Source organism: Paenarthrobacter sp. CCNWLY172 (assembly GCF_037402035.1).
Lineage (GTDB): Bacteria > Actinomycetota > Actinomycetes > Actinomycetales > Micrococcaceae > Arthrobacter.
In genome coordinates this window covers 60,172-85,833 of sequence record NZ_JBBEGB010000014.1, presented here as the reverse complement: position 1 = coordinate 85,833, position 25,662 = coordinate 60,172, and the positions used below count along the sequence as shown (strand labels likewise).

26 protein-coding genes, 2 tRNA genes and 1 other RNA gene are annotated in these 25,662 nt (G+C 61.8%); 19 read left to right on the top strand and 10 right to left on the bottom strand.

Going from position 1 to position 25,662, the window contains the following annotated elements:
* Nucleotides 1–476 precede the first annotated feature (476 nt).
* From WBN73_RS18745 to WBN73_RS18715, 7 genes are all read left to right on the top strand, one after another.
* Complete coding sequence (locus tag WBN73_RS18745; RefSeq protein WP_207593779.1) at nucleotides 477–896, top strand: DUF3052 domain-containing protein; 420 nt, start codon at nucleotides 477–479, stop codon at nucleotides 894–896.
* Nucleotides 893–1,396: a peroxiredoxin gene (locus tag WBN73_RS18740; RefSeq protein ID WP_337341010.1), complete on the top strand. Its 504-nt coding sequence runs from the start codon at nucleotides 893–895 to the stop codon at nucleotides 1,394–1,396. Before WBN73_RS18745 ends, WBN73_RS18740 begins: the two co-directional genes overlap by 4 nt.
* On the top strand, nucleotides 1,393–2,349 hold the full coding sequence (locus WBN73_RS18735) for an NAD-dependent protein deacetylase (protein WP_337341009.1): 957 nt from the start codon (nucleotides 1,393–1,395) through the stop codon (nucleotides 2,347–2,349). Before WBN73_RS18740 ends, WBN73_RS18735 begins: the two co-directional genes overlap by 4 nt.
* A gap of 55 nt (nucleotides 2,350–2,404) precedes the next feature.
* Nucleotides 2,405–2,477: transfer RNA gene (locus WBN73_RS18730), tRNA-Val, on the top strand.
* 116 nt (nucleotides 2,478–2,593) lie between these two features.
* On the top strand, nucleotides 2,594–2,884 hold the full coding sequence (locus WBN73_RS18725; protein WP_337341008.1) for a hypothetical protein: 291 nt from the start codon (nucleotides 2,594–2,596) through the stop codon (nucleotides 2,882–2,884).
* A gap of 234 nt (nucleotides 2,885–3,118) precedes the next feature.
* The gene (locus tag WBN73_RS18720; RefSeq protein WP_089595344.1) at nucleotides 3,119–3,913 is read left to right on the top strand and encodes an IclR family transcriptional regulator; all 795 of its coding nucleotides are present in this window, start codon (nucleotides 3,119–3,121) and stop codon (nucleotides 3,911–3,913) included.
* A 150-nt stretch (nucleotides 3,914–4,063) separates the two neighbouring features.
* Nucleotides 4,064–5,422 carry an MFS transporter gene (locus tag WBN73_RS18715; RefSeq protein ID WP_337341007.1) on the top strand — a complete coding sequence of 453 codons (1,359 nt, stop codon included), beginning with the start codon at nucleotides 4,064–4,066 and terminating at the stop codon, nucleotides 5,420–5,422.
* A gap of 687 nt (nucleotides 5,423–6,109) precedes the next feature.
* Here the strand turns inward: WBN73_RS18715 and WBN73_RS18710 are convergent.
* Nucleotides 6,110–7,177, bottom strand: a complete 1,068-nt coding sequence (locus tag WBN73_RS18710) for a D-2-hydroxyacid dehydrogenase (RefSeq protein ID WP_207593773.1) — start codon at nucleotides 7,175–7,177, stop codon at nucleotides 6,110–6,112.
* Between the two features lie 70 nt (nucleotides 7,178–7,247).
* Here WBN73_RS18710 and WBN73_RS18705 point away from each other — a divergent pair, with 70 nt between their 5' ends.
* The 3 genes from WBN73_RS18705 to WBN73_RS18695 are packed head-to-tail and all read left to right on the top strand — an operon-like array spanning nucleotide 7,248 to nucleotide 10,011.
* Entirely contained in the window at nucleotides 7,248–8,159 is a 912-nt protein-coding gene (locus WBN73_RS18705) for an NAD(P)-dependent oxidoreductase (RefSeq protein ID WP_337341006.1), read from the top strand.
* Nucleotides 8,160–8,194: 35 nt separating this feature from the next.
* Nucleotides 8,195–8,965, top strand: a complete 771-nt coding sequence (locus tag WBN73_RS18700; protein WP_337341005.1) for an SDR family oxidoreductase — start codon at nucleotides 8,195–8,197, stop codon at nucleotides 8,963–8,965.
* Nucleotides 8,965–10,011, top strand: a complete 1,047-nt coding sequence (locus tag WBN73_RS18695) for an L-idonate 5-dehydrogenase (RefSeq protein WP_337341004.1) — start codon at nucleotides 8,965–8,967, stop codon at nucleotides 10,009–10,011. Before WBN73_RS18700 ends, WBN73_RS18695 begins: the two co-directional genes overlap by 1 nt.
* A gap of 7 nt (nucleotides 10,012–10,018) precedes the next feature.
* On the opposite strand, the gene WBN73_RS18690 is transcribed toward WBN73_RS18695, so the two are convergent.
* Entirely contained in the window at nucleotides 10,019–10,747 is a 729-nt protein-coding gene (locus WBN73_RS18690) for a FadR/GntR family transcriptional regulator (RefSeq protein ID WP_089595337.1), read from the bottom strand.
* Nucleotides 10,748–10,990: 243 nt separating this feature from the next.
* Here WBN73_RS18690 and gndA point away from each other — a divergent pair, with 243 nt between their 5' ends.
* Both gndA and WBN73_RS18680 read left to right on the top strand, forming a co-directional pair.
* The gene (gene gndA, locus WBN73_RS18685) at nucleotides 10,991–12,427 is read left to right on the top strand and encodes an NADP-dependent phosphogluconate dehydrogenase (RefSeq protein ID WP_014922062.1); all 1,437 of its coding nucleotides are present in this window, start codon (nucleotides 10,991–10,993) and stop codon (nucleotides 12,425–12,427) included.
* Between the two features lie 85 nt (nucleotides 12,428–12,512).
* The gene (locus tag WBN73_RS18680; RefSeq protein WP_337341003.1) at nucleotides 12,513–13,352 is read left to right on the top strand and encodes an oxidoreductase; all 840 of its coding nucleotides are present in this window, start codon (nucleotides 12,513–12,515) and stop codon (nucleotides 13,350–13,352) included.
* Here WBN73_RS18680 and epsC read toward each other — a convergent pair.
* The 3 genes from epsC to msrA form a co-directional block, all read right to left on the bottom strand.
* Complete coding sequence (gene epsC, locus WBN73_RS18675; protein ID WP_011775089.1) at nucleotides 13,349–13,933, bottom strand: serine O-acetyltransferase EpsC; 585 nt, start codon at nucleotides 13,931–13,933, stop codon at nucleotides 13,349–13,351. The two genes, WBN73_RS18680 and epsC, sit on opposite strands and share 4 nt — an antisense overlap.
* Before the next feature lie 41 nt (nucleotides 13,934–13,974).
* Complete coding sequence (gene cysK, locus WBN73_RS18670) at nucleotides 13,975–14,910, bottom strand: cysteine synthase A (protein WP_017200618.1); 936 nt, start codon at nucleotides 14,908–14,910, stop codon at nucleotides 13,975–13,977.
* A gap of 66 nt (nucleotides 14,911–14,976) precedes the next feature.
* Nucleotides 14,977–15,501 carry a peptide-methionine (S)-S-oxide reductase MsrA gene (gene msrA / locus WBN73_RS18665; protein WP_089595334.1) on the bottom strand — a complete coding sequence of 175 codons (525 nt, stop codon included), beginning with the start codon at nucleotides 15,499–15,501 and terminating at the stop codon, nucleotides 14,977–14,979.
* Nucleotides 15,502–15,635: 134 nt separating this feature from the next.
* Between msrA and WBN73_RS18660 the strand changes: the two genes are divergently transcribed.
* Nucleotides 15,636–16,565 (top strand): Nif3-like dinuclear metal center hexameric protein, encoded by a 930-nt coding sequence (locus WBN73_RS18660; protein WP_207593768.1) that lies wholly within the window; start codon nucleotides 15,636–15,638, stop codon nucleotides 16,563–16,565.
* Between the two features lie 90 nt (nucleotides 16,566–16,655).
* Nucleotides 16,656–17,393 carry a zinc ribbon domain-containing protein gene (locus tag WBN73_RS18655; protein WP_337341002.1) on the top strand — a complete coding sequence of 246 codons (738 nt, stop codon included), beginning with the start codon at nucleotides 16,656–16,658 and terminating at the stop codon, nucleotides 17,391–17,393.
* 26 nt (nucleotides 17,394–17,419) lie between these two features.
* Here WBN73_RS18655 and WBN73_RS18650 read toward each other — a convergent pair whose 3' ends face one another.
* Nucleotides 17,420–18,184 carry a YaaA family protein gene (locus WBN73_RS18650; protein WP_337341001.1) on the bottom strand — a complete coding sequence of 255 codons (765 nt, stop codon included), beginning with the start codon at nucleotides 18,182–18,184 and terminating at the stop codon, nucleotides 17,420–17,422.
* 58 nt (nucleotides 18,185–18,242) lie between these two features.
* Between WBN73_RS18650 and rnpB the strand changes: the two genes are divergently transcribed.
* The 4 genes from rnpB to WBN73_RS18630 all read left to right on the top strand — a co-directional run bounded on the left by rnpB (nucleotide 18,243) and on the right by WBN73_RS18630 (nucleotide 21,586).
* Nucleotides 18,243–18,635: RNase P RNA component class A (gene rnpB, locus WBN73_RS18645), an RNA gene on the top strand.
* 263 nt (nucleotides 18,636–18,898) lie between these two features.
* Nucleotides 18,899–20,386 carry a glyceraldehyde-3-phosphate dehydrogenase gene (locus WBN73_RS18640; RefSeq protein ID WP_207593765.1) on the top strand — a complete coding sequence of 496 codons (1,488 nt, stop codon included), beginning with the start codon at nucleotides 18,899–18,901 and terminating at the stop codon, nucleotides 20,384–20,386.
* 72 nt (nucleotides 20,387–20,458) lie between these two features.
* Nucleotides 20,459–20,668: a hypothetical protein gene (locus tag WBN73_RS18635; protein WP_207593764.1), complete on the top strand. Its 210-nt coding sequence runs from the start codon at nucleotides 20,459–20,461 to the stop codon at nucleotides 20,666–20,668.
* A 117-nt stretch (nucleotides 20,669–20,785) separates the two neighbouring features.
* A complete protein-coding gene (locus WBN73_RS18630; protein WP_337341013.1) occupies nucleotides 20,786–21,586 on the top strand; it encodes an HNH endonuclease family protein in 801 nt (266 codons plus the stop codon).
* On the opposite strand, the gene WBN73_RS18625 is transcribed toward WBN73_RS18630, so the two are convergent.
* The 4 genes from WBN73_RS18625 to orn form a co-directional block, all read right to left on the bottom strand.
* Nucleotides 21,571–22,410 carry an acyltransferase domain-containing protein gene (locus WBN73_RS18625; protein ID WP_337341000.1) on the bottom strand — a complete coding sequence of 280 codons (840 nt, stop codon included), beginning with the start codon at nucleotides 22,408–22,410 and terminating at the stop codon, nucleotides 21,571–21,573. The genes WBN73_RS18630 and WBN73_RS18625 overlap by 16 nt on opposite strands.
* Nucleotides 22,411–22,413: 3 nt before the next feature.
* Nucleotides 22,414–22,986, bottom strand: a complete 573-nt coding sequence (gene def / locus WBN73_RS18620; RefSeq protein ID WP_207593761.1) for a peptide deformylase — start codon at nucleotides 22,984–22,986, stop codon at nucleotides 22,414–22,416.
* 127 nt (nucleotides 22,987–23,113) lie between these two features.
* Nucleotides 23,114–23,189: transfer RNA gene (locus WBN73_RS18615), tRNA-His, on the bottom strand.
* Nucleotides 23,190–23,321: 132 nt separating this feature from the next.
* A complete protein-coding gene (gene orn / locus WBN73_RS18610; protein WP_207593760.1) occupies nucleotides 23,322–23,957 on the bottom strand; it encodes an oligoribonuclease in 636 nt (211 codons plus the stop codon).
* A gap of 147 nt (nucleotides 23,958–24,104) precedes the next feature.
* Here orn and mptB point away from each other — a divergent pair, with 147 nt between their 5' ends.
* Nucleotides 24,105–25,661 (top strand): polyprenol phosphomannose-dependent alpha 1,6 mannosyltransferase MptB, encoded by a 1,557-nt coding sequence (gene mptB / locus WBN73_RS18605; RefSeq protein WP_207593759.1) that lies wholly within the window; start codon nucleotides 24,105–24,107, stop codon nucleotides 25,659–25,661.
* The last annotated feature ends 1 nt before the right edge of the window (nucleotide 25,662 follow it).

Below are 25,662 nucleotides of genomic sequence, written 5' to 3'. Positions count from 1 at the left end.
GGATCACGATCAGGCAGCTGGGCAGTCAACCCGCTGAGGATGTGTGAGGTCTCTTCTCCTGCAGCCACGTCCAACCTTCCTTTAGGCGCATGCATCGGCGCCTCAGGTCTGGCAGGGTAACTGCCCGTCGTGAACGCGTCGTGTGCGACATTTCGGTTTCAACAGCCCGGTCGGATGCGCCGGGCAGGTCTTGTGAGCGCTTGGCTGCCCAGTAGAATTCTGCGGGGCGATCGCCCTGCAGCCAGAGCGCTCATGGCCACTCTAGCTTTCACTGCGCTGGGATGCGTAGCCGTGGGCCCTGAAGGGCGTTGTATGTCACACCCCGCCGGCCTGCGTGACGGAAAGCACGTGAGTGTCACAGCCCCGAAACACCCCGGGGAATGCGGAATGTGGCCCGTGGCAGGGACAATGGCTTGAAGCACACGCCCAAAGGGTGTTGGCTGTTAGTAATGGAAGTCACTTCAAAAGGAGGAAACGTGAGCGAGGCCGACGCCGCCACATCGGTAAATGTGGCGGAACGAATGGGTTTCAAAGATGGGGATCTGATTCAGGAGCGCGGCTACGACGACGACGTCGACTTCGACTTGCGTGATGACGTTGAAGATGTGACGGGCTCTGAGCTGTTGGATGAAGACGACCACGACGTAGTAGATGCCGTTGTCTTTTGGTGGCGGGATGGCGACGGCGATCTTGTTGATGCCCTCATGGATTCGCTCACCACGCTGAAGGAAGGCGGAGTTGTCTGGGTGATGACCCCTAAGTCAGGCCGTGACAACTATGTTTCTCCGGCTGATATCCAGGATGCGGCCCCCACGTCCGGGTTGCACCTCACCACCTCTGCCGGGGTGTCGAAAGACTGGAGCGCCACCCGACTGGTGCCGAAGAAGAACAAGTGACCGATGTCCGACTGGCGCCGGCGCCTGCGGTTGTACCGCAGCCGGGCCAAACTGCGCCGGACTTTGAGCTCGTAAACCAGTTTGGCGAGCCTGTCCGCCTGTCGGATTACCGGGGCCGCAACGTAGTTGTGGTGTTCTACCCCTTCGCGTTCTCCGGGATCTGCACCGGTGAACTCTGTGAGATTCGCGACAACATTTCGGCGTTCGAGGATTCGAACGCCGTGGTACTTGCGGTCTCCGTGGACAGTAAATTCACCCTGCGCGCTTACGCCCACCAGGAAAGCTATGGATTTGACCTCCTGGCCGATTTTTGGCCCCATGGGGCGGTGGCAAGGTCCTATGGGGTTTTCGACGACGTCAGTGGTATGGCTCTGCGGGGAACGTTCATCATCGACGCCACGGGGATCATCCGGTACGTCGTCGTCAATCCACGTGGACAAGCGAGGGATTTGGCTGAATACCGCCTCGCGCTCACGGCGCTCGATCAGCAGCAAGCATGAGTGCCGGCCGGCCCGGCGTGGGAATGACTGGTTTTGCCAGCATGGCTCCTGCGCCGGCGGCGCAGCTTGATCCCGATGAGCTTCTGTCAGTCAGGAAGGCTGTAGAGGCCATGGGTGGAAAGCGTCTGGCGGTGCTGACGGGCGCCGGGCTCAGCACCGACTCCGGTATTCCGGATTATCGAGGGCCAGGTTCTGCACCCCGGAATCCCATGACCTTCCAGGAGTTCATCGGCAGCGAGGCCAACCGCAGGCGCTATTGGGCCCGGAATCATCTTGGGTGGTCCCACTTGAGGCATGCCGACCCCAACGCCGGACACGCCGCGGTCGCGCTGATGGAGCGCAGGGGCCTCCTGTCCGGCCTCATCACTCAGAACGTCGACAGGCTCCACGAGGACGCCGGCAGCGTCAATGTGGTGGATTTGCACGGGCGCTTTGACCAGGTGGTCTGTCTGGAGAACCGCCATATATTCAGCAGGCGGCTCATTGCAGCGATCCTTGAGGAGATCAATCCAGGGTTCCTTGAAGCCGCCCTGGAGTCCGGGCTCGTGGAAATGGCTCCGGACGCTGATGCAACGGTTGAGGATCCGGAGCTCATCACCTCGTTCATCATGGCGGTGTGTCCCAGGTGCGGAGGGATACTTAAGCCCGACTTCGTCTATTTCGGCGAAAACGTTCCCAAGGACCGCGTTGAGCGCGCCTACGCCATGGTTGATCAAGCGGAGGCACTCCTCGTAGCAGGCTCGTCGCTGACGGTGCAGAGCGGGCTGCGCTTCGTGCGCCACGCTGCCAAGGCCGAAAAGCCGGTAGTCATCATCAATCGGGGAGCTACCCGGGGTGACGGCTATGCCACCCTGAAACTCGAGCTCGGAGTCAGCGGCGCCTTGGACTATTTGGCACGGGATTTGCCGGATCTTCCAAGCGCGAATCCGCCGATTGGTGTTTCTCCCGATTGATCATGTAGAGTCGTTGTTCGTTGGTTGAAGCGCTGAGGCACCGAAACCGCACAATGGGTCTTTAGCTCAGCTGGTAGAGCGCCACGTTTACACCGTGGATGTCATCGGTTCGATCCCGGTAGGACCCACCGATGGAAACCCCGTCACTCCAAGCCTTTGGCTGGCAGTGGCGGGGTTTTTTCGCGCGAAAGCTACGTTCTCCACAACCCTTTAATGTCAGGGCCGGCTTCTAGGATTTTTCTCCATGGAGCACGTATATATCCGCAGCAGCACGCAGGGCACGCCCGCGGTGGTGGTGAGGGGCAATCGGGAATGGCGGATCGTGGTCGAGCCTGTGCGTTGGTTTGAGCGCGTCCCATGGTGGGAGCAGTCACGGCGAATGCCGAGGGGGCAAGGCCGCGTTGATGTGGAGATCTGGCAGGTTCAGGTTCGCTTGGGAAGCAATCTCCGGTCCGGCATTGCTACGTGGGAGCTGATGCGGGACGGTGCCGGAGAAGGTTGGTGCCTCAGGGGCGAAGAAGTGGCCGCGGCCTAGGTTTCCCGGGAAATGGATGAGCTCTCCACCGCGACTATTGGGGGATGCCGCGGTGGAGAGCTCGAAAATGAATATACAGAGAACTTTTCGGTTTGGAAAGCTGAGCATGCCAAACGGCAGGAACGTGTCGAAGAACCGGTTGGTCTTGCCTCATGGTGGCAGCAGGGCGACACACTATGATGGGAAGTGTTCAGCTGAATGAACGCGATGAGAGAGTTCTGACGAAGGAGAATCATGGCCGATTCCCGCACCACCCGTTCCGAGGGGCTGGGTGCTTCGTCGCCTGCCCCTGCCGTGACCCGCGCAGCAGCGGTTCTTGAGGCGCTTGCAGGATCTCCGTCGGGTCGGCTGACGCTGAGTGATCTTTCCCGCGAACTTGGCATCCCCAAATCGTCCACGTCCAATCTCTTGCTGGCGCTTGAGGAAGCCCGCCTCATTACCAGGCAGGGCGCGGACTTTGCCTTGGGGCGGAAACTGGTGGAGCTGGGCGCCGCCTACCTGAGCCGGCTCGACGAGGTCCAGGAGTTCTACAAATACTGCGAGCAGGCGCCTACCCTTTCGGGTGAGACGGTGCGCATCGCCATGCTCGACGGCGACCACGTCATCTACCTGGCCCGCTATGAGGGGCATCCTGCGGTGAGGCTGACCTCCAATATTGGCGACAAGATGCCGGTCTCCCTTTGCAGCGTTGGCAAAGCCCTGCTGGCGCAACTGCATGATCACGACATTGAATCGATGTTCCCTGACGGCATGGAACTGCCGGTCATGACTGCCAACTCACTTCGCACCGCAGAGGAACTCAAGTCCCAAATAGCTGCCATCCGGAAGCAGGGGTTCGCCTTCGAAGATGAGGAGTCGACGGTGGGTGTGGTCTGCCTCGCTGTGCCCGTCCCTACGCATGGAGCCCACGGTCCCAGTTTGGGACTTTCGGTGACTGCCCTGAAGGCCACCTACTCCGAGGAGCAGGGCGCCTTGATGGTCAAGGAACTCAAGGAGTTGGCGCGATCACTGGGTAACCCGATGGGCTAATCCCTTATCTCCCTGGGACGCCATAAATAAATCTGATTACAACCTTGGCAGCGAGTTCAACAAGCTGTACGCTGTTCATCATAGTGATCTTGGCGGTGATGCCATCACTATCTCGCCGGGCCAACGGGGGCCTGGGGTGATTTTGAGGGAGTGCTTGTGATAACTCGTACTAATGAACGGCTCGCAGCTGATGCTGACGATGCTGTTGTTGAGCCGGAACAGCTGCGCAGGGCTACCTTGGCCAGCTCCGTAGGCTCAGCCTTGGAGTACTACGATTTCTACATTTACGGATTGGCTTCCGCGCTGATCTTTGGCCCATTGTTCTTTTCCGCCCTGGGCCCGGAGGGCGCTCTGATCGCCTCCTTCGCCACCTATGGCGTTGGATTCGCGGCGCGGCCCTTCGGCGGGTTGATCTTTGGCTACATCGGCGACAGGTTTGGCCGCAAGATGGTCTTGATCCTGACCATTGCCTTGATGGGTACGGCAAGCTTCGCCATTGGGTTGCTTCCGACCTTCGAGCAGGCCGGAATGCTCGGGGCTGTCCTGCTGGTGACCTTGCGGATCATCCAGGGCCTTGGCGCAGGCGCAGAACAGGCCGGCGCCACTACGTTGATTTCCGAAGTAGCTCCGCGCCGTCGTCGTGGTTTCTTCGCATCATTGCCTTTCGTGGGCATCCAACTGGGTACCCTCCTCGGTGCGGGAACCTTTGCTTTGATTGCCATGGCTGACAAGGCGGTCCTGCAGGGCTGGCTGTGGCGGGTGCCCTTCCTGGCCAGCTTCATCCTGATCGCGGTGGCCATCTTCATTCGCCTCAAGCTCAAGGAAACGCCTGCCTTCCAGGAGTTGGAGAAGCACAAGAATGTGGTCAAGAACCCCATCAGTGCGCTGTGGAAGCACTCCAAGAAGAATGTGCTCCTGGGCATCGGGCTCCGTATGGGCGAAAACGGCAATTCATCGATCTACTCGGCCTTGCTGGTGTCGTTCATGAGCATGCCGGCAGGCGTCTTTGCCGGAAACAACTCGATCGGTCCGGTGGGCTTGCTGATCGCCGCTGGGTTCGCTGCGGTCCTGGTGGTGACGTTCGGCGCGCTGTCCGATAGGTTCGGCCGCGTTCCGGTATACCGCTACGGGGCCCTGTTCCAAGCCATCATTGCGGTTCCTGCCTTCTACCTGGTCACCCTGGGCAACGTCACTCTGGTGTGGGTTGTCATGTCCGTGGGCATCGCCATCGGCGTCCAGTCGATGCTGGGCCCCCAGTGCCCGCTGCTGCCGGAGCTGTTCGGCTCCCAGTACCGCTTTACCGGTGTGGCCATGAGCCGGGAAATCTCAGCCGTCCTGGCCGGCGGACTCGCACCCCTGCTGGGTGCGCTCATGCTGGCGGCCACCAACCACTCGTGGTGGGTGCTGGCCATCTACTCCCTGGTCCTGGCGCTCATCTCCTTCGTCACCACCTTCTTCACTCCGGAGACGGCGGGCCGCGATCTCGTCAGCACCGAAGACGCCAAGTAGCATCCCGGCACCACAAACACAGCGTGGCACCCTCCACACGGAGGGTGCCACGCTGTTTTGTAGGGAACTGGCGCTTGCCGAACTATTCCTGTTCTGCCTGCATCGGCCTGAAAATGCTGCCTGACAGGGGAGAGGTTGCCTGTTCCGGGTGGGGCGTAGGCCAAAGAACGCGCGATTCTCTCCTTTTCTGCGTGTGCCGCAGCTGCAAGGGCATCGAAGGCAGCAACTACCTGCGGGTTGGGGGCCCTGGTGCCGCAAAACCGGTGCGGCCGGGCATTTTCTTGAGAGGGCCAGAACTCAACTTCATAACCGTCGCCGAGTTCGTCCGCCACTCGCTGGGCCAGGCGATGACCTTCAGCGGTGTATCTGGCAGCAGTCTCCGCTGACTTCCAGGTGAAATCGCGTGTCAGAGACTCGTAGTAGAACTGTTCCCAGTCCAGGAGCTCATGCACCAGGCCTTCAGGCAGCCTCGTGAGGGAGTAGTCGATGGGGCCGTCAAGCCAGAGCGCCGTGTCCCCGTAGTCCGGAAACAGGCGCACGGTGAAGCGTTGAAGACTCTCCGAGGCTGCCATGGGGCGATGCTACCTCAGCCGGTACGACAATAGGCACGGCCATGGTTGCCCTTGGCCGTGCCCATTGCAGGAACGTATGTCTGAAGCCGGCAGCCACCGCGGGTGGCTGTGGGGCCTAGTAGAAGTGGACGGGATCCACCAGGTGGGGCAGTTCGCCGCCGGCCAGGAACGTGCGGAGGTTGCTGCAGAACCGTTCGGCGATGAGGCGGTTCTCCGCAGAGCTCAGGGCGGAGGTGTGCGGAGACACCAGTACCCGGGGATGGCTCCACAGGGGGCTGTCCTGGGGGAGCGGCTCCACGGCGAAGACATCAAGGCAAGCGTAGGAGACCTGACCGTTGTCGAGTGCTTCGAGCAATGCGTCCTCGTCCACCACTGTTCCGCGGCCCACATTGACGAAGACTGTGCCGGGTTTCATGGCAGCGAAAATGTCCCTGTTGAACAGCTTCTCCGTGTAAGGAGTGCCGGGGAGGGTGTTGACCACTGCGTCGGCGCCTGCCAGCAGTCCGGGAAGTCCATCGTTGCCGGTGACCTCGTCAATCCCATCGATGGCTTCGACGTTGCGCTTGGTTCCGCTGACCTTCATGCCCAGGGCGCGTGCGATGCGTGCCGTCTCCATGCCGATCTCACCGAGCCCGGCAATGACCACCTTGGAGCCGTTCGCCAATTTGGTGGGGGTGCGGAGTCCGGGCCAGAACTTGGCGGCTTGGTCTTGTGCCATCTCTGCGCTGCGCTTGAATCCGTTGAGGATGCCGAACGCGGAGAACTCTGCCAGCGGCAGCGCGTGGACGCCTGCGGATGTGGTGACGCGGAACTTCTGCAGGGTTTCGGTGTCCAGGCCTGAGGCTTTAACTGCTCCGCCTGCGCCGGCGGCCATGGCGTGGATCCACTGCAGGTGGGGGTTGCTGGCAGCGATGCGTGCCAGCCCGGCGGGGCTTTCATTGGGGAAGCCGTAGAGAACCTGCGCCCGGTTCAGCAGGGACCAGTAGCGCTCCTCCTGCTCGGGCGTGCGCTTGAAGTCGGGATCGCCTGCGTGATCGGCAGGAAACCGCTCGGGGGGCAGCAGATCGGGTTCGTAGAGAACTGTTACGGAGGGATCTACAGCGCGGATCAGCTCTACGTGCTCTGCTTCGAGCGGCACAGCGATGGCGATGGTAAGTTCATCAGTCGTCATGGTGTTCATCATACTGAATGGCGGCTAGGATATTGAACAGAATTCCTGAAGATGACCACAAAGAAGTGAGGTGTTACCTTCCATGATCAGTCAACGAGTGGGCTTCGTGGGCCTGGGACTCATGGGCGCACCCATGGCCGCCAACATCGCCAAAGCCGGCTGGTCCGTCACGGGCTGGAACCGATCCGATGCGGCCTTTGAAAGGCTGACCGGCGTTCGTCGCGCAGCAAGCGTCGCGGAACTCCGTGACGAGGACGCCATCATCTTCATGCTCCCGGACCTGCCGTTCATTGAAGGCGCCGCCGAGGACCTGCTTGACTCATGGCGGAACCAACCGCCAAAGCCCGGCACCGCCGTCGTGATTATGAGCAGTGTCTCGCCAACAGCGGTACAGCAGTTCGGTACGACAGTCCATGAGGCAAGCAGTGGCAACGCCGTGGTGATGGACGCGCCGGTCAGTGGAGGCACAGCCGGTGCGCAAAACGGGACACTGGCCATCATGGTTGGAGCCACCGAATCCGGTTTCCAAACGCTGCAACCACTGCTGGGCGCCATGGGGACCACCGTTCGTCGGATGGGACCACTGGGAGCAGGGTCCCTCGCCAAGGCGTGCAACCAACTGATTGTCGGAACCACGACGGCGGCGCTCGCCGAAGCCGCCGAACTCGCCGAACGGTCCGGTATGGAAGTGGGAGCCCTCTTTGACGTCCTGTCCGGCGGGCTGGCGGGAAGCCGGGTTCTGGACATCGTTGGTCCACGACTGGCCGCCCAGGACTACGCACCTACCGGTCCGGCCAAGTTCATGCACAAGGACCTTGGTTTCGTGGTGTCCAGCGCGGAAGCCGTTGGTTCCGCCGTTCCCATGGCTGCAGCCGCGATTGAACTCTACGCAGAACTCAAACGCCAGGGCCTCGGCGACCAGGACCTCGCCGTGGTCCGCCAAACCATCGCAAACCTGAGCCGGGCGCACGCAGCGTCGGCGAACACCAACTGAACCGGCGCAACCACAGAAGGAATGAAGAACAAAAGATGAGTGGACTTTTTGATCTGACAGGGCGGGTTGCCTTGGTCACTGGTTCGAGCAGGGGGATTGGTAACGCGTTGGCCAGGGGCCTGGCCGATGCCGGCGCTACGGTGGTGCTCAATGGCATCAATCCGGAGCGGCTTGAAGCGGCCCATCAAGCCATGGCGGTGGATTATCCGGTGGCCCGGGTGCACAGCCGCGCCTTCGACGTTACGGACGCTGCGTCCGCTGCTGCGGGAGTTGCCTGGGTGGAGGAGAACGTTGGCCCACTGGAGATCCTGGTGAACAACGCCGGGATCCAACACCGCGTTCCCATGCTGGACCTGGACGTCAAGGACTGGGACCGGGTGATCACCACGGACCTGACCAGTGCATTCCTGGTAGGCAGGGAAGCCGCACGGCACATGATCCCCCGGGGACAAGGGAAGATCATCAATATCTGTTCGGTCCAGACGGACCTTGCCCGGCCAACCATCGCACCGTATGTGGCTGCCAAGGGCGGCCTCCGGAACCTGACCCGCGCCATGACTGCTGAGTGGGCCGCGTCCGGTTTGCAGATCAACGGCATCGCGCCGGGGTACATCCACACGGAAATGACGCAGAACCTGGTGGATGATTCCGACTTCAACTCCTGGATACTGGGCCGCACACCGGCCAACCGGTGGGGGACGGTGGCCGATCTTGCCGGACCCGTGGTGTGGCTTGCCTCCCAAGCGTCCAACTTCGTCAACGGCCAGACGATCTTCGTCGACGGCGGAATGACGGTGGTGGTCTGATGAACATCACTCTTCCGGCTTTCGGGCCCGCTGTGGTTGCCCATGGAAAGGGCGATCTCCGGATCGAAGACATCCCGTTGACCGCAGCGGCTACCGGGGAAGCGATCGTGGAGATTGCCTACGGCGGGATCTGCGGTTCAGACCTTCATTACTGGTTGCATGGTGCGGCAGGGGAGTCGATCCTCAAAGAACCCATGGTCCTCGGGCACGAGATTGTGGGAGTGGTGGTCCAGCAGGCTGCCGATGGTTCCGGCCCTGGCGTGGGAACGCCGGTGGCCGTCCATCCAGCGACGCCGGCCCCTGGCGACGCCAGGTATCCGGAAGACCGGCCGAACCTCTCCCCTGGCTGCACGTACTTGGGCAGTGCTGCCCGGCATCCGCATACGGACGGCGCGTTCAGCCGCTACGCCAACCTGCCCTCCAGGATGCTCCGCCCGCTGCCGGAAAACCTGGACCTTCGCACCGCTGCGCTCGTCGAACCGGCCAGTGTTGCATGGCACGCAGTGGCCCGCGCGGGCGACGTCAAGGGGAAGACGGCCCTGGTGATCGGCAGTGGCCCGATCGGCGCCCTTGCCGTCGCAGTCCTCAAGCGTGCCGGCGCGGCCAGGATCGTCGCTGTCGACATGCATGACAAGCCGCTGGAAATCGCCGGCGCTGTTGGCGCGGATGAAGTCCTCAAGGGCGATGAAGCGGAGGCCATAGCGGCAGTGGATGCCGACGTCGTAATTGAGTCCTCGGGAAGCCACTACGGACTGGCCTCGGCCATCAAGGGAGCCACGCGCGGCGGCAAGGTAGTGATGGTTGGCCTGCTGCCGTCAGGACCGCAACCGGTGTTCATCTCCCTGGCCATCACCCGCGAGTTGGAACTGCTCGGCTCGTTCCGCTTCAATGACGAAATAGACGACGTTATTACTGCTTTAGCCGATGGGTCGCTGTTCGTGGACCCCGTGGTGACGCACGAATTTGACCTCGCCCACGGATTGGAAGCCTTTGAGGTAGCCAGGAACTCCGCCGAATCCGGCAAGGTCCTGCTGAACTTCGGATAACTGCCGGCTAGTTTTTGGACACAGGCACGAAGACGCGGGGCTGGTCATCCCAGCTGGGTGCCAGCTCCGCTATGGTCTGCCGCATGATCTTTGCCGCCGCGTCCCGCGCCAGGGAACCGTCTCCGGCGTCGATCGCGTGGGCGACGTCCATGTGCCACTGCAACGCCTGCTTCTGGGGGTGTTCAGGCATAAGTCCGTGCACCGTACGTCCGGTGAGTGTCTCGGTGACCTGGCCAATGAGGTTGGCGAACATTTCGTTGCCCGAGCCGGACAGCACCAGGGCGTGGAAACGGATGTCAAGGTCCAGGAACCTGGCCATATCGCCGGCGTCGCCGGCTTCCTTCATGGCCAAAGAAATACCCACCAGCTCTTGGCGGAGGCTTTCCGGTGCATTGCCTGCGGCAAGTTCTGCAGCAACGGGCTCGACGGCGGAACGCAGCTCTGCGAGAGACCGCAACTGGGCGCCACGCCCTTCGCCTGCCAGCCGCCAACGAATCACCAAGGGATCAAAAGGATTCCACCGGTGCGCAGGAAGGACCCGAATGCCCACCCGCTTGATGGTCTCCACGAGGCCCAGCGACTGCAGGACGCGCACAGCTTCCCGTACTACCGAGCGGGACACCTTGAGTTCGTCTTCCAAGTGCTCCGCCAACATCACATGTCCGGTTGGCAGGGCGCCACCCACAATCCGGGTTCCCAAATGCTCAACGGCGCGGTGGTGGAGGCTGGTCGACATAGAGGTAAGCATAGTGGCGCACGGGTCTCGTGCGTGCAGGACCCGGCGTCGCATGCACGGGTGGATCCGGGCGCTCATCATAGACTGTTTATGACGCGGGAGCTTCCATAACGTGGGCACCGCTTTCCCGCCCTAGGTTTTAATACGTATGGTTTATTACAGCCCCTGGTTTTGAAATCGCTTCCTGTGTGCCCCCAGGGGGGCACGGCAGGACTGTTTGTACACGAACGAATTGGAGTTTTGATGTCAGCACACATCGGTGTCACCGGCCTTGCGGTGATGGGCGCCAACCTGGCCCGCAACCTCGCCCGCAACGGCTTCACCGTGGCTCTCCACAACCGCTCCGTGGAAAAGACTGACGCCCTGCTCGAAAAGCACGGCACGGATGGCGACTTCATCCGCACGGAAACGCTGCAGGAACTCGTCGATTCCCTCGAAAAGCCCCGTCGCGTCCTCATTATGGTCAAGGCAGGTGCTCCTGTTGACAACGTGATCGAACAGCTCGAACCGCTGCTTGAAGCCGGTGACATCATCATCGACGCCGGCAACTCGCACTACGAGGACACCCGCCGCCGCGAGGCCGCGCTGGCAAAGAAGGATCTCCACTTTGTCGGCGTCGGTGTATCCGGTGGCGAAGAAGGCGCCCTTAACGGCCCATCCATCATGCCCGGCGGCTCCCGCGAGTCCTACGACGCCCTCGGCCCGCTGCTGGAGAAGATTTCCGCCAAGGTCGACGGCGAACCCTGCTGCGCCTGGATCGGCACCGACGGTGCCGGCCACTTCGTCAAGATGGTCCACAACGGCATTGAATACGCCGACATGCAGGTCATCGGTGAAGCATTCGACCTCCTCCGTTCCGGTGCAGGCATCGAGCCCGCCGAGCAGTCCAAGATCTTCGCAGAATGGAACAAGGGCGATCTGTCCTCCTTCCTGATCGAAATTTCCGCTGAAGTCCTGGGGCACGTTGACGCCAAGACGGGCAAGCCGTTCGTGGACGTCGTCGTCGATGCCGCAGGCCAGAAGGGCACGGGCCGCTGGACGGTCATCTCCGCCCTGGAACTCGGCTCCCCGGTCTCCGGCATCGCCGAGTCCGTTTTCGCCCGCGCACTGTCCTCCCAGACCGAGCAGCGCAAGCTTGGCCAGGAACTGCTCGCCGGCGAAGAAGCCTCCGTGGAAATCCCCGAGACCTTCGTCGAGGACGTCCGCCAGGCACTGTACGCCTCCAAGCTGGTCTCCTATGCCCAGGGCCTGGACATGCTGACCTCAGCAGCCAAGGAGTACGGCTGGGACCTCAAGCTGGATGAGATCGCTTCGCTCTGGCGTGCAGGCTGCATCATCCGTGCAGAACTGCTCAAGGACATCACCAAGGCATATGCCGCGGAAGAGAAGCCCGCCAACCTGCTGTTCGCGCCGGCGTTCACCAAGGCCATCGCCGAGGCACTCCCGGCGTGGCGCCGCGTCGTGGCCACCGCCGTCCAGTTGGGCATCCCGGTACCGGTGTTCTCCTCCTCGCTGGCATACTACGACGGCCTGCGCCGCAAGCGCGTTGCCGCTGCCCTGATCCAGGGCCAGCGCGACCTCTTCGGTGCACACACCTACGGCCGTGTGGACACCGAGGGTACGTTCCACACACTGTGGGGCGAAGACAAGTCCGAGATCTCGGCGGTCGACACCCACTAGCATCACCGTCCCGTCAAAGGCCGGTCCATCCCCGTTAAGCTGGGGAGGGCCGGCCTTTGCCGTACGCGAAAGAAGGAGAACCGCCATGGCATCCCGTATTGCGGTGGTCACCGGGGCCTCCACAGGAATTGGCTTTGACACAGCCATCGCCCTGAGTGCGGCCGGATTCACGGTCTACGCCGGCGCGCGCCGCGTGGAGAAGATGGAGCCACTGAAACCCCACGGCATTACAGTCATGTCCTTGGATGTCACCTCGGAGGAATCCATGGCGTCGGCGGTGGCGCTGGTGGAAGCGGCCCACGGGCACATCGATGTGCTGGTCAACAACGCAGGTTATGGCTCCTACGGATCCTTCGAGGAAGTACCGTTGGCCGAGGGCAGGCGTCAATTCGACGTCAACGTCATGGGCCTGGCCAGGATGACCCAGCTCGTGATCCCAGGGATGCGTGCCGCCGGCTCCGGCAGGATCATCAATGTCACGTCCATAGGCGGAAAAATCTACGAACCATTGGGCGCCTGGTACCACGGAACCAAATTCGCCGTCGAAGGCATGAGCGACGCCCTGCGCCTGGAACTGAAGCCGCACGGCATCGACGTCGTAATCATCGAACCGTCAGGGACCAACAGTGAATGGGGCACCATTGCCGGGGAGAGCCTGCTGTCTACGTCCGGCGACGGGCCTTATCAGCAGCAGGCTCATGTTGTGGCTGCTGCTTTGGCGTCCACATCGGGAGAGGGCCACGTGTTGTCGACCCCGGCACGGGTTGTTGCCAACGCCATCGTTCGGGCCGCAACGGCAAAACGCCCCAGGACCCGCTACCCGGTGGGCAGGGGAGCCTGGAGCGTCCTGGCGATGCGAAGGATTCTTCCGGACCGTGCGTTCGATGCTGTCTTCTGGAATTTCTATAGAAGGCTGGCGGGCTAGATCCGGTATTCGATGTAGTACTCCGCGGGATCCACGGCGGGCTTGGTTTCGGACCTCGCGTCGCGGTGCCGCCAAGTGGCAGGTATGCCCGTGATGATGGACTCCGGTGGTGCGTCCTTGACCACCACGGCGTTGGCACCGATTGCGCTGCCGGCACCGATAGTGATGGGACCCAGGACTTTTGCGCCTGCGCCGATGGTGACGCGGTCGCCGATGGTGGGGTGCCGCTTGACTTTGGCCAGCGAACGGCCGCCAAGTGTTACGCCGTGATAGATCATCACGTCCTCGCCGATTTCGGCGGTTTCTCCGATCACTACACCCATCCCGTGGTCGATGAAGAACCGGCGGCCAATGGTGGCACCAGGATGGATCTCGATGCCCGTCAGGAACCTTGCCAGCTGGGAGATCAGGCGCGCCGGAAAACGGAGCGCCGGATTCTGCCACAGCCGGTGCGTCACTCGGTGGGCCCAGATGGCGTGCAGGCCGGAATATGCGAAAAAGTTCTCGAAAGAGCCTCGAGCCGCCGGGTCGTGTGACCGGGCGGCGTCGAGGTCTTCCTTAAGCCTTGCGAAGAAGCTCACAAAGACCTTTCTACAGGAAGTGAAGGTTTGCAGGCGTTGTCTCAGCCGCGGATGTCGTCGAACAGCACAGTGGAGATGTAACGCTCTCCAAAGTCGCAGACAACAGCGACAATCAACTTGCCGGCGTTCTCGGGGCGCTTGGCCAGTTCGAGGGCACCCCACACGATGGCACCGGAGGAGATGCCACCGAGGATGCCTTCACGGGCGCCGAGTTCACGGGCAACACGGACGGAATCTTCCAGCGTGGCGTCCAGGACTTCGTCGTAGACGTTGGTGTCCAGGATTTCGGGAACAAAGTTGGCGCCGATCCCCTGGATCTTGTGGGGACCCGGAGCGCCACCGTTCAGGATCGCGGAGTCCTTGGGTTCGATAGCCACGATCTGTACGCCCGGCTTGCGTTCCTTGAGGACCTGCCCGACGCCGGTGATGGTGCCGCCGGTGCCCACGCCTGCAACAAAGATGTCCACTTCACCGTCGGTGTCTTCCCAGACTTCCTCGGCAGTGGTGGTGCGGTGGATTGCCGGGTTGGCCTCATTGGCGAACTGCTGCGCCCAAATGGAGTTCTCGGTGTTGGCGACGATTTCCTGGGCCTTCTCCACCGCGCCGCGCATGCCTTCGGATCCGGGCGTGAGAACGATTTCGGCACCGTAGGCGCGCAGCATGACGCGGCGCTCGGTGGACATGGTCTCCGGCATGGTCAGGATGACCTTGTAGCCGCGGGCTGCGCCCACCAGGGCCAGTGCGATGCCGGTGTTGCCGGAGGTGCCTTCGACGATGGTTCCGCCGGGCTTCAAAGCGCCGGACTTCTCGGCAGCGTCAATGATGGCCACACCGATGCGGTCCTTGACGCTGTTGGCCGGGTTGTAGAACTCAAGCTTGACGGCAACCGTGGCGTCAAGGCCTTCGGTAAGCCGGTTCAAGCGGACCAGCGGTGTGCGGCCGACCAGCTGCGTGACGTCGTCGTAGATCCTAGCCATGAAAATTTCGCCTATCTCTGAAGAGGGAATGCTGAGGTCAGCCTAACCAGCCGGATCGAAACACCGCTAAGCAGTAAGCCATGCAGAGTAATATTTCCGGGCCTTGGCCAGCTTCGGGTTAATAATCACCTGGCAGTAACCCTGATAGGGGAATTTGGCGTAGTAATTCTGGTGGACTTCCTCGGCCTCGTGGAACTCAGGCAGGCGGCTGACTTCCGTCACAATCGGATCCGACCAGAGCGCCTGGGCACGCTCGATGGCTTCCTCGAACAGCACTTTTTCTTCCGTGGTGGTGTAGAACATCGAAGACCTGTACTGGGTACCGACGTCATAGCCTTGCCGGTTCAGCGTGGTGGGGTCATGCAGGGCAAAGAACATGTCCAGAATGACCTCTTCGGGGACCACGGTTTCATCGAAGGTTACGGCCACCACTTCGGCATGGCCCGTGGTTCCTGAGCAGACCTGGTAGTAGTCGGGATTGCGGACGTGGCCGCCCGTGTAGCCCGAAACAACTGAGCTGACACCGCGGGTTTTCTGGTAAACGGCGTCCAGGCACCAAAAGCAGCCACCGCCAAGTACGAAAGTTTTCATGTTCTCTTCAATGGATCGGAGGGCTTGATGATTCCCGCTTCACCTTACGGGAGAATTACGGCACCCGGCAGGCCTGCGGGTGGCGGAACTGCCTCATCCGCCGTGGAAGGGAAGAAGTAGGGAAGAATAAGAGCATGGAAGCAGTAAACACCGGTATTTCTGATGCGGATTCGGTCGATGATGACCAAGCAGTTGAAGAGGACGAAACAGTTGACGCCGGCGGAGACCCCACGCTTGGCCAGGTGTTGCTTGCTGTTGAAGAACTCTGGCCCGAGTCACTGGCCGAGGACTGGGACGAAGTTGGCTTGGTGGTGGGACGCCCCAACGTCCCCGTGACCAAGGTCCTCTTCGCAGTAGACCCCACGTTGGCTGTCATCGACGAAGCCATTGAGTGGGGCGCCGGACTGCTGATCACCCACCACCCACTGCTCCTTAAAGGGGTGAACTCCGTGGCCGCCACCTCTGCCAAGGGCTTGGCGGTCCACCGGTTGATCGAGGCCGGAACGGGCCTTCTGACCGTCCACACCAACGGCGACTCCGCAGTCGGGGGAGTCTCGGACGTCCTGGCTGACGCCTTTGGACTGGAAAACGTGGAGCCGCTGACTCCGGCTGCCAACGGCTTGCCTGAAGAGGGCATCGGCCGCGTGGGTGACCTTCCGGAACTCATCACGCTCGGTGATTTCGCGGCGAGGGTCTTTGAAATGCTGCCTGCAGTGGCCGGCGGCGTCCGCGTGGCCGGTGACAAGGACGGGCTGGTGCGGCGGGTTGCCGTCTGCGGCGGCGCCGGCGACAGCTTGTTCGACGCCGTTCGTGCCAGCCATGCCGACGTATACGTGACCGCTGACATGCGCCACCACCCGGCCTCCGAAGCCCGTGAGGGTGCAAGCAATGGCCGGCCATATTTGATCGACGTTTCACACTTTGCCAGCGAGTGGCTGTGGCTGCCTGCCGCCGCAGAAGCGCTGGGCAACGTGCTCGCAGACCAAGGCTACGACGTCGAGATCCGTGTCAGCAGCACCAACAGCGATCCCTGGGACTTCATACTCACTCCCGGCGGGGACTAGAGTCTAGAAGGATACGGACGGTCTCAACAGGATGGGGCCGGTCCGGCCGGAACTGATCTCCAGGCCCGGCATCGATAAGCGGAGGTAAGCGTGGCGAAAGCAGCACCGGCAGAACAACTGAAATTGCTTGAACTGCAGGGACTGGATGCCAAGCTGAAGTCGCTGGCCGGCCGTCGGAAAGTCCTGGAGACGGATCCCCGGATCACGGACCTCACGGATGCGCTGAGCGTGGCCAACGGCGAACTGGGGGCAGCCAAAGTTGCCGTCCATGACGCCGAGGCCGAACTTCGCCGGGCGGAAGCCGACGTGGAGCAGGTGGCCACCCGCATTGAGCGTGACGAGACCCGGCTCAACAGCGGCACCGGCCTGTCCAAGGATCTGGTGGCGCTCCAAAGCGACATTGCCTCACTGAATAAGCGCCGCTCTGACCTTGAAGACGTCGAGCTCGAGATCCTGGAACGCTTGGATACGTTGCGCGAACGCCAGGCTGCCCAGCAGGTGATCGTCGATGACATCCAGGGATCCTTCGGCAGCATCCGGGCAGAACTCGATGAGGCGATCGCAGAGATCGCCGCTGAAGAGACGGTGGTGCGGGGCCAGCGCGCGGCTTTTGCGGAGGCTTTGGATGCCGGCCTCCTGGCCGTATACGAGAAGACCATTGCCAAGAGGGGAGTGGGCGCTGCCCGGCTGTTCCACGGCAAATCCGAGGGATCCGGCATGATGCTCAGCCCGGGAGACCTCGCCGAAGTCAAAGCCGCCGCGGAAGATGACATCGTGTTCTGCCCGGACTCAGGCGTTATCTTGGTCCGTTCGGCAGACTGGAACTGACAGGGCCTCAGCTAGCCGGCCCGAACTCAGCTGGACAGGACGATGTTGAGCGCGTGGGGCTTGCGGGAAGTGCCCTCAACGAGTTCTGCCGTCCAGACTTCGCCGGCAGCCTTCAGGAGTTGATCCGGGGTTGCCGGCGCCTTGCCACGCCGGGTGATCAAGTGCCGCGCCAATTCTCCGCGGGTGTGCTTGGCGAAGTGGCTCACCACTGTGCGCTTGCCGTTGGCTTCATTGAAGACGTTGACGTTGACCGTCTGCGCGGCTGGGGGAGCCCAAGCAGCGGCATAGGTGCTGGAGCGGCAATCCACCATGAGTTCGCCGTCGGCACGTGAGGCGAGGGCGGCGTTAAGCTGCGGCTTCCAGAACGAGGCGAGGCGTCCGACGTCGGGCAGTGCCGTTCCCATGGACAGCCGGTAGGCAGGCACATGGTCGTCAAAGCCGATGGCGCCCCAGAGGGCGGACACCACCAGAATGGATTCAGTGGCCTTACGGCGCTGGATTGGCGTCATGCTGTTATAGCCCAGGGCGTCGTAAAGCACGCCCGAATACACCTGGTGCGCAGGGGCTGCCGGTTCGGTACGGAGCCGGGTATTACGTTCGACGTCGTCCCGCAACGAGGCGCCGACGCCCAGGAGGGAAAGTGCGTCCTCGTGTGCGCTCACTGTGCCCAAAGCCTCGAGCACTTTTGCCCGGTAAGGATTCAGCTCCGGAAAGCTCAGCGACTCCCACTCGATGACGGGACCTTTGGGGGCAGGGGTCTTGCCTTCGGAAGGCGGCAGCAGAATCAGCACCCGTCGATATTACCGCCGGACTTTGGCCGGTCCCAACGCCGGTAGACTGGACGGCGGATGGGTCGACCAGGCGGTCGCGCGTCACGAAAGTGGCTCGAGGAACGTCCGGGCTCCGTAGAGCAGGGTGGTGGGTAACGCCCACTCGGGGTAACCCGCAGGCCAGTGCCACAGAGAACAGACCGCCTGCGCTGCGTGATGTTTTTCATCGCGGAGCAGCAGGTAAGGGTGAAACGGTGGTGTAAGAGACCACCAGCTCCCTGGGTGACCGGGGAGGCTAGGTAAACCCCACCCGGAGCAAGGCCAGACAGGACACGTTTGAGGGCTGCTCGCCCGAGTGTCCGGGTAGGCTGCTGGAGGGCGTCGGCAACGGCGTTCGTAGATGGATGGCCGCCACTCCCTTTCCGGTAACGGTAGGGGATGACAGAACCCGGCGTATCGGTCGACCCATCCATTTATGACTCGCGTAAACGCGCCGTGTGAGTGATTTCACGCCCCTGGGCGGCCTACGCCCCCTCCTTCCGCCCTAGAATGGTTACTGAACGTAGATGTTCTGCCGCCGGGACTGCGTTCGCAGCCGGCGGATTTTCTTTGCTCTCGTTCAAGGCGCTGTGGGTGGACCGAAGCCCGCCGGCGCATGTGCCGCAGGACTACTCCGGGCGGCCGCTGCCATCTGCATACGAGGACGTATGTGGTTGACCCAAGGAAGGTAGTTCTGTGAGCCAGACGTCAGATTCTTGTCTTGATAAGTGGATGGGCCGGGAGGCTCTCGCCGAGGCCATGATTCCGGTGATCGGCCGGCTGTACCGGGAAAACAACGTGGTCACCAGCATCCATGGCCGCAGCCTGATCAACAAGTCCACCATGAACATCCTCAAGGCGCACCGATTTGCCCGCCGGATGAGCAACCACGAGCTCCTGCTCGAAGAGACCGCACCCTTGCTGAACGCCCTGTCGGAGCTGGAACTCGGCGCAGCAGCCATTGACATCGCGCGCCTGACCGAAAAGTTCCGGGCAGAAGGCAATGGCGCCTCCCTGGACGAGTACTTGCGCGCTGAACTTGCCGAGATCGTGGGCAAGCGCGGCGCTGACGACCGGACCAGCACCGACGTCGTGCTTTACGGCTTCGGCCGGATCGGCCGTCTCCTGGCCCGCATCCTCATCGAAAAGGCCGGCGGCGGACACGGCCTTCGACTCCGTGCGATCGTAGTGCGCAAGGGCGCCGAGAATGATCTTGTGAAGCGCGCGAGCCTGCTGCGCCGCGACTCCGTGCACGGCTCCTTCGAGGGCACCATCCGCGTTGACGAGGAAGCCAACACCATCACTGCCAACGGCGTGCAGGTCCAGGTCATCTACTCGGACAACCCCGCCACGGTGGACTACACCGCCTACGGAATCAAGGACGCCCTGGTAGTCGACAACACGGGCCGCTGGCGCGACGCTGAGGGCCTCTCCCAGCACCTGCAAAGCAAGGGTGCTGCCCGCGTCCTGCTCACAGCTCCGGGCAAGGGCGACCTCAAGAACATCGTCCACGGCATCAACCACAAGGACATCTCGGACGATGACAAGATCGTCACTGCTGCTTCCTGCACCACCAACGCCATTACACCGGTGCTCAAGGCCATCAATGACAAGTTCGGCATCATCCACGGCCACGTGGAAACAGTGCACTCGTTCACGAACGACCAGAACCTTATTGACAACTTCCACAAGGGCGATCGCCGCGGACGTTCCGCTGCGCTGAACATGGTCATCACCGAAACCGGTGCCGCCAAGGCCGTGGCCAAGGCTCTGCCGGAACTTCAGGGCAAGTTGACCGGCAATGCCATCCGCGTTCCCACGCCGGATGTTTCCATGGCCATCCTCAACCTGAACCTGGAAAAGGGCACCACCCGGGACGAAGTCAACGACTTCCTTCGCGAAATGTCCTTGCACTCCGATCTTCGGAAGCAGATCGACTACATCGATTCTCCCGATGTTGTCTCAACGGACTTCGTCGGCTCGCGCCGTGCAGGCATCGTCGACGGCCTGGCAACGATCTCCAATGACAAGAACCTCGTACTTTACGTTTGGTACGACAACGAGTTCGGTTACTCATGCCAGGTTGTCCGTGTCATGGAGGAAATGGCCGGCGTCAACCCGCCGTCGTTCCCTGCCCGCGACGTCGTGGCTCCCATCGCCGTTCTGGAAACGGCCGGCGCCTAGTAGCCGTAAGTATTCGCGGGTTTCCCGGCTGAATCACTGGTATCAGCCGGGAAACCTGACCAAAATGGGTTCATGGAAAATGAATCAACTTTGGAGCACGAAACAGCACTGGAACACGCACTGGACGTAGCCCGAGCCAATCACAAACAAGCCCAAAAACTCCTGGATCAGGCTGTTGCGGCCAACGCCTCCGGCGACGTCCCGGACCAACGGGTGGAGCAACTGCGGGCACTCCTCGCGCTGGCAACCGAGGACCTCCAACGCGTGCTGCGCGAGCAATAAACCCGGAGATCCGCCCCCACGGTGTGACTTCTCCTACACACTGTGGATACCGGCTCTTTCTGTCGGGGCCTTGTCCTACGCTCGTAGGACATGCCTGCCCCCACTGGACGGAGTCCCTTGAGTATCACCTGGTCTGCCTACAAACGCGCCCGCCGCAGATCCCGGCAAGCATGGACGATTCTCGCCTTGGCTGCCGCAACCATCGTGGCGGCGCTTTCCTGGTTTTTCACCGCGGGCCAATTCTCCGCAGCAGATCCGTGGGTAGCAGGACCCAACGAAGCGCCCGTTTACAACCCCCTCTGGATGAAACCCGTGCGCGGCGCCGCCCCGGTGACTGCCGAGAAGGCCGCCGATGCCTTGGACCGGCTGCCGGTCAAGGGCAGGGCCCCCAAATCAGACTATGACCGGGCGGCCTTCGGACAGGCCTGGGCCGATGCCGACCGTAACGGGTGCGACACCAGGAACGACATCCTCCGGCGTGACCTTTCCGCTGTCGAGTTCACAGAAGGATCTTCCTGCAAGGTGGCCGGTGGCAGTTTCAACGAACCCTACACCGGGGCACAGGTGGTTTTCAGGCGGGGGCAGGAAACAAGTGCGGCCGTCCAAATCGACCATGTGGTTGCCTTGGCGGACGCATGGCAAAAAGGGGCACAACACCTGACCGTTCAGCAGCGGCAGACTTTCGCCAACGATCCTTTGAACCTGATTGCGGCCGACGGTCCTGCGAACGTCAAAAAAGGGGCGGGTGACGCTGCGACGTGGCTGCCGGCCAACAAGAACTTCCGCTGCCACTACGTCGCCCGGCAAATTTCCGTGAAGGCCGCGTACAAGCTCTGGGTAACACAGGCGGAAAAGGACGCCATGAAGGGCGTACTCTCCTCCTGTCCGGAGCAACAGACCATCTACAGCTCGAGGTGACCGTGCCCCAACTGCCAGGTGCCGCCGTCGTCGATTCTCTCCAAGACCACCCGCTGAAGTGACGTCTCCCGGGGAAGCTTGTCCAGGTCCTGGAGCCCGCGCTGCCGGAAGGTGAAATACACGGCGTCGGTAGGGGCTTCAGAACAACGGTCCAGCGTGAAGCGCCGGGCAAACGAGGCAATGTTGCTCTCAGGCAGGTGGTCCGCAAGATAGGGGTCCAGCATCCACGAATCGCACGTGGCAACGGCTGCTGGCTTATCAGGGAAGTATCGGGGGAAGAACAGGCGGGCCTCGGACAAGCTGGCATCCACCGAGGCGGGGGACAGCCCGCCATCTTCTGGAATGTGGACGCCGAGTACCCAGTGACCGTCAGCCGCGGGGGTACCGGCTTGAGCGGTTTCCTCCGGGCTGCGGACCAGATGGAACTGCAGGCGGCCCAGCCTGAACAGGTTCCCTGCCATGTGCAAGGTCATCCAGCCCCAGGTATCGAGGCCGAACCGGCCATGGACCCGCCGGTTGATCCTGAGCTGCAGTCCCATGTCAGCCAGCGATGCCGCAGAGACTTCGGGACTGATACCGAGCTTCAGGTGATAAGCGTGGACGGTGGGGGAGAAGCGGAGCAGTGCTTCGATCCAGACCGATTCGTCGGGGTTGTCTTCCTGAATGCTGTCCAGTGGAAAGGAACCCAGCCGCTCGTCCATGGCAGCCATGGCGCGCAGCACCGCTTCGCCGGGCGGAGTTGCGAGAAGGGCGGTGCACTCCTCCGCGTCGTCGCCGCTGATGTCCAGGAATTCGAAGAGTCCAGTGTGCGGGGTCGGGGTCATGGCTCAGTGTCCAAAAGGATCGGGATCGACGCCGGGCATCCACGTCAGGCCGGGCACGCCCCAGCCGTGCTTCTTCGCTTGCTTGAGGGCCTTCTTTGCGTACCTGTCCACCAGCCGGTTAACGTACAGCTTGCCGTCCAGGTGGTCGAACTCGTGCTGCAGAATCCGGGCAAACCAGCCGGTCGCTTCAAAGTCCACAGGGTTGCCGTCACCGTCGAAGCCCTGGACGCGCGTCCATTCAGCACGCTGCAACGGGTAGTACTCTCCCGGGAAGGACAAGCAACCCTCAACATGCTCGTCAGGGTCCGGGAGAGCTCCCGAGACTTTGGAGAGGGTGAGTACCGGGTTGACCACCACGCCCTGTTCCGGAACGTCGTCGTCGTTGGCGTACTTGTAGACGAAAAGGCGCTTGCCCACACCGATCTGAGGGGCTGCGAGCCCTACCCCGTTGGCGGCGTCGTTGGTCTCGAACATATCCGCGATCAGCACGCGGAGTTGGTCGTCGAAGACCTCCACTTCGCTGGCCCGGCGATGCAAAACAGGTTCGCCCCAAATGGTGACTGGCAGGACGGTCATGTCAGTTCTTCCTTTGTTGATCGCTGGAGTCCGTAGCGGCGCAGGTCCGCTTCAGGGTTAAAAAGCAAAGGCCGCACCGGATAACCGGTGCGGCCTTTGTGGAAACCGGCTCTGCAGCCAATCTCGGTGGGGTGAGCTACGGGGGTTGAACCCGCGACCTCCTGGACCACAACCAGGCGCTCTGCCAACTGAGCTAAGCCCACCATGTGCCTTTTGGGGCTGAACCGTTTGACCGGCTTTCCTTCAAGGCAACGACAAATAGCTTACCTGCTGTTTAGGGGTGCAAAGTCCACTTTTGCCGGTTTTGGCGAAAAAACCTTGAAAAATGGTGCAGATCACACAGTTTCTGTGGAGCCCAAGGTCTCCGCAGTGGCCATGACGTCCCTGGAGATGCGCTGTGCCGTGGCCGTGTCCGGTCCGGGCGCGGGCACGAAGACGGCCTGGCGGTAGTAGCGAAGTTCGTCGATGGAGTCCTTGATGTCGCCGAGGGCGCGGTGCCCGCCGTGCTTGGCAGGCGACTGGAAGTAGGCGCGCGGGAACCAACGCCGCGAGAGTTCCTTGATGGTGCTGACATCGATCACGCGGTAGTGGAGGTGCTCCACGATGTTTGGCATGTCCCTGGCCAGGAACATGCGGTCTGTTCCCACGGAGTTGCCGCCCAAAGGCGCTTTACGGGGGTCCGGAACCCACTTCTCGATGTATTCAAGTACCTCGGCTTCGGCCTCGGCCATGGTCTTCCCATGGGGGAGTTCGTCGAGGAGCTTTGACCGGGTATGCATGTCCCGCACAAAATCATTCATTTGTTCCAGGGCAGCATCGTCCGGCTTGATGACGACGTCGACGCCGTCGCCGAGGATGTTGAGCTCGGAATCCGTCACCAGCGCCGCAACCTCGATCAGGGCGTCGTTATTCAGGTCCAGGCCGGTCATTTCGCAGTCGATCCAGACGATGCGTTCATTAGTAATAGGCACGCGCCCAGCCTATCCTTCAGCCGCTTCGAAGTGCTCTGATGGTACGATTTTTGAGCGCGGCAGTGTCTTTTTCTTCCTGCCGTGGAAAGTCCCAAAGACGCAGAATTTCTCCCGAATGTACCGGGCGAACGATTGGATGACGACCACATGACGGTGCCAGTACCCGCCGCCCAGAAGGCAGGGACAGCAGCGCCGACGGCAGATGCTGCGGCCAGCGAGGTTGATAATGCCCGTTCGCCGCTGATTGCCGGTTTCATCGGCTCCATGTTCATGGTCTTCGGGTCCCTGGGCGTGGGCTGGCTGGCTCCGGTCTCCGAACTTCGGAGGTTGCCACTCTTCATCTGGATGCGCACCGAAGGTGTTGGAGTCGCCCTGTCGATTGTCCTGCTGGCCGTCGGTGGAATGCTGCTGGTCCGGGCCTGGCTGCGCTTGGGTCAACGCGTCCGGGTCTGGGGGCTGGAGGCGCGGAAGGCAACGCTTCAGGCCGTGGCTGCGTGGGGATTGCCCATGATGTTCACCGTTCCCCTCTTCAGCAGGGACGTTTACGCGTACATCGGTCAGGGCCGTCTGATGGTCGAAGGCATCAATCCCTACGAGAATGGGATTTCCGCGCTGCCCAATTACTTCCAATTGGGTGCGGACAAGATGTGGACCGAAGCGCCGGTGCCGTACGGGCAATTGTTCCTGTGGATCGAGCAGTTCGTCGTCTGGGTGACCAATGTCCAACCTGAAGCAAGCATCATGTTGTTCCGGCTGGTTGCCCTTGTGGGAATCGTCCTCTGCATCATCTACGTACCCAAGCTGGCGGAACTTCACGGAGTGAATCCGCACCGGGCACTGTGGCTGACAGCCGCAAATCCGCTCTTCCTCACCAACTTCATTGCCAGTGTCCACAACGACGCCCTGATGATCGGGCTGGCCCTTGCGGGACTCTACTACTGCGCAACACGTCGCGTGATCCTGGGCTTGGTGCTGGTCACCCTCTCCATCTCCGTTAAGCCCATTACGGTGGTGTTCCTTCCCTTTATTGGGCTCTTGTGGGCCGGCAAGGGGGCTTCCTGGCCACGGAAGTTCGCCTTCTGGTTCTTGACCGCCGGGCTGAGCTTCGGATTGCTGTATGCCATGAGCATGGTTAATGGCTTCGGATTTGGCTGGATCAATGGCCTGTCAGCTCCGGGCAGTGTTTGGATCTGGTACGCCCCCATCGGCCTGATCGGCTTGGTCGTGGCGTCCATCTTCAATGTCTTTGGACTGGATGGCTGGGGCATGGCCAAGTGGGTTTACGACGCCGGCAAGGTGCTCATGGTGGGCGCCATCGCCTGGCAGGTCTTCCGCGGTGACTACGACCGCCTGATGCGCCGTCTCACTCTGGCGTTTGCAGCTATCGTCATTCTGGCTCCGATGATCCAGTCCTGGTACGTGGTCTGGCTGATTCCGCTCTTTGCCGTGACCGGTATCCGCAATGACTGGCAGGTCAAGGCCGTCTATTTCGTGGTCTCCTTCTTCATGGTCTACGCGATCTCGGACCAGCTGGACGTCTTCCCGTACCTCCAGAGCGAAGACCTGGGCCTGGCTTTGACGTTGGCGCGGAATGCAGCGGCCATCATTGCCTTGCTCTTCGCCGTGTACCTGATCTTTGTGGACCCTAAAACCAAGAGCCTGTTCCGGAAACACGACGAGCCAGGCCTCCGTCCGATCATCTGAG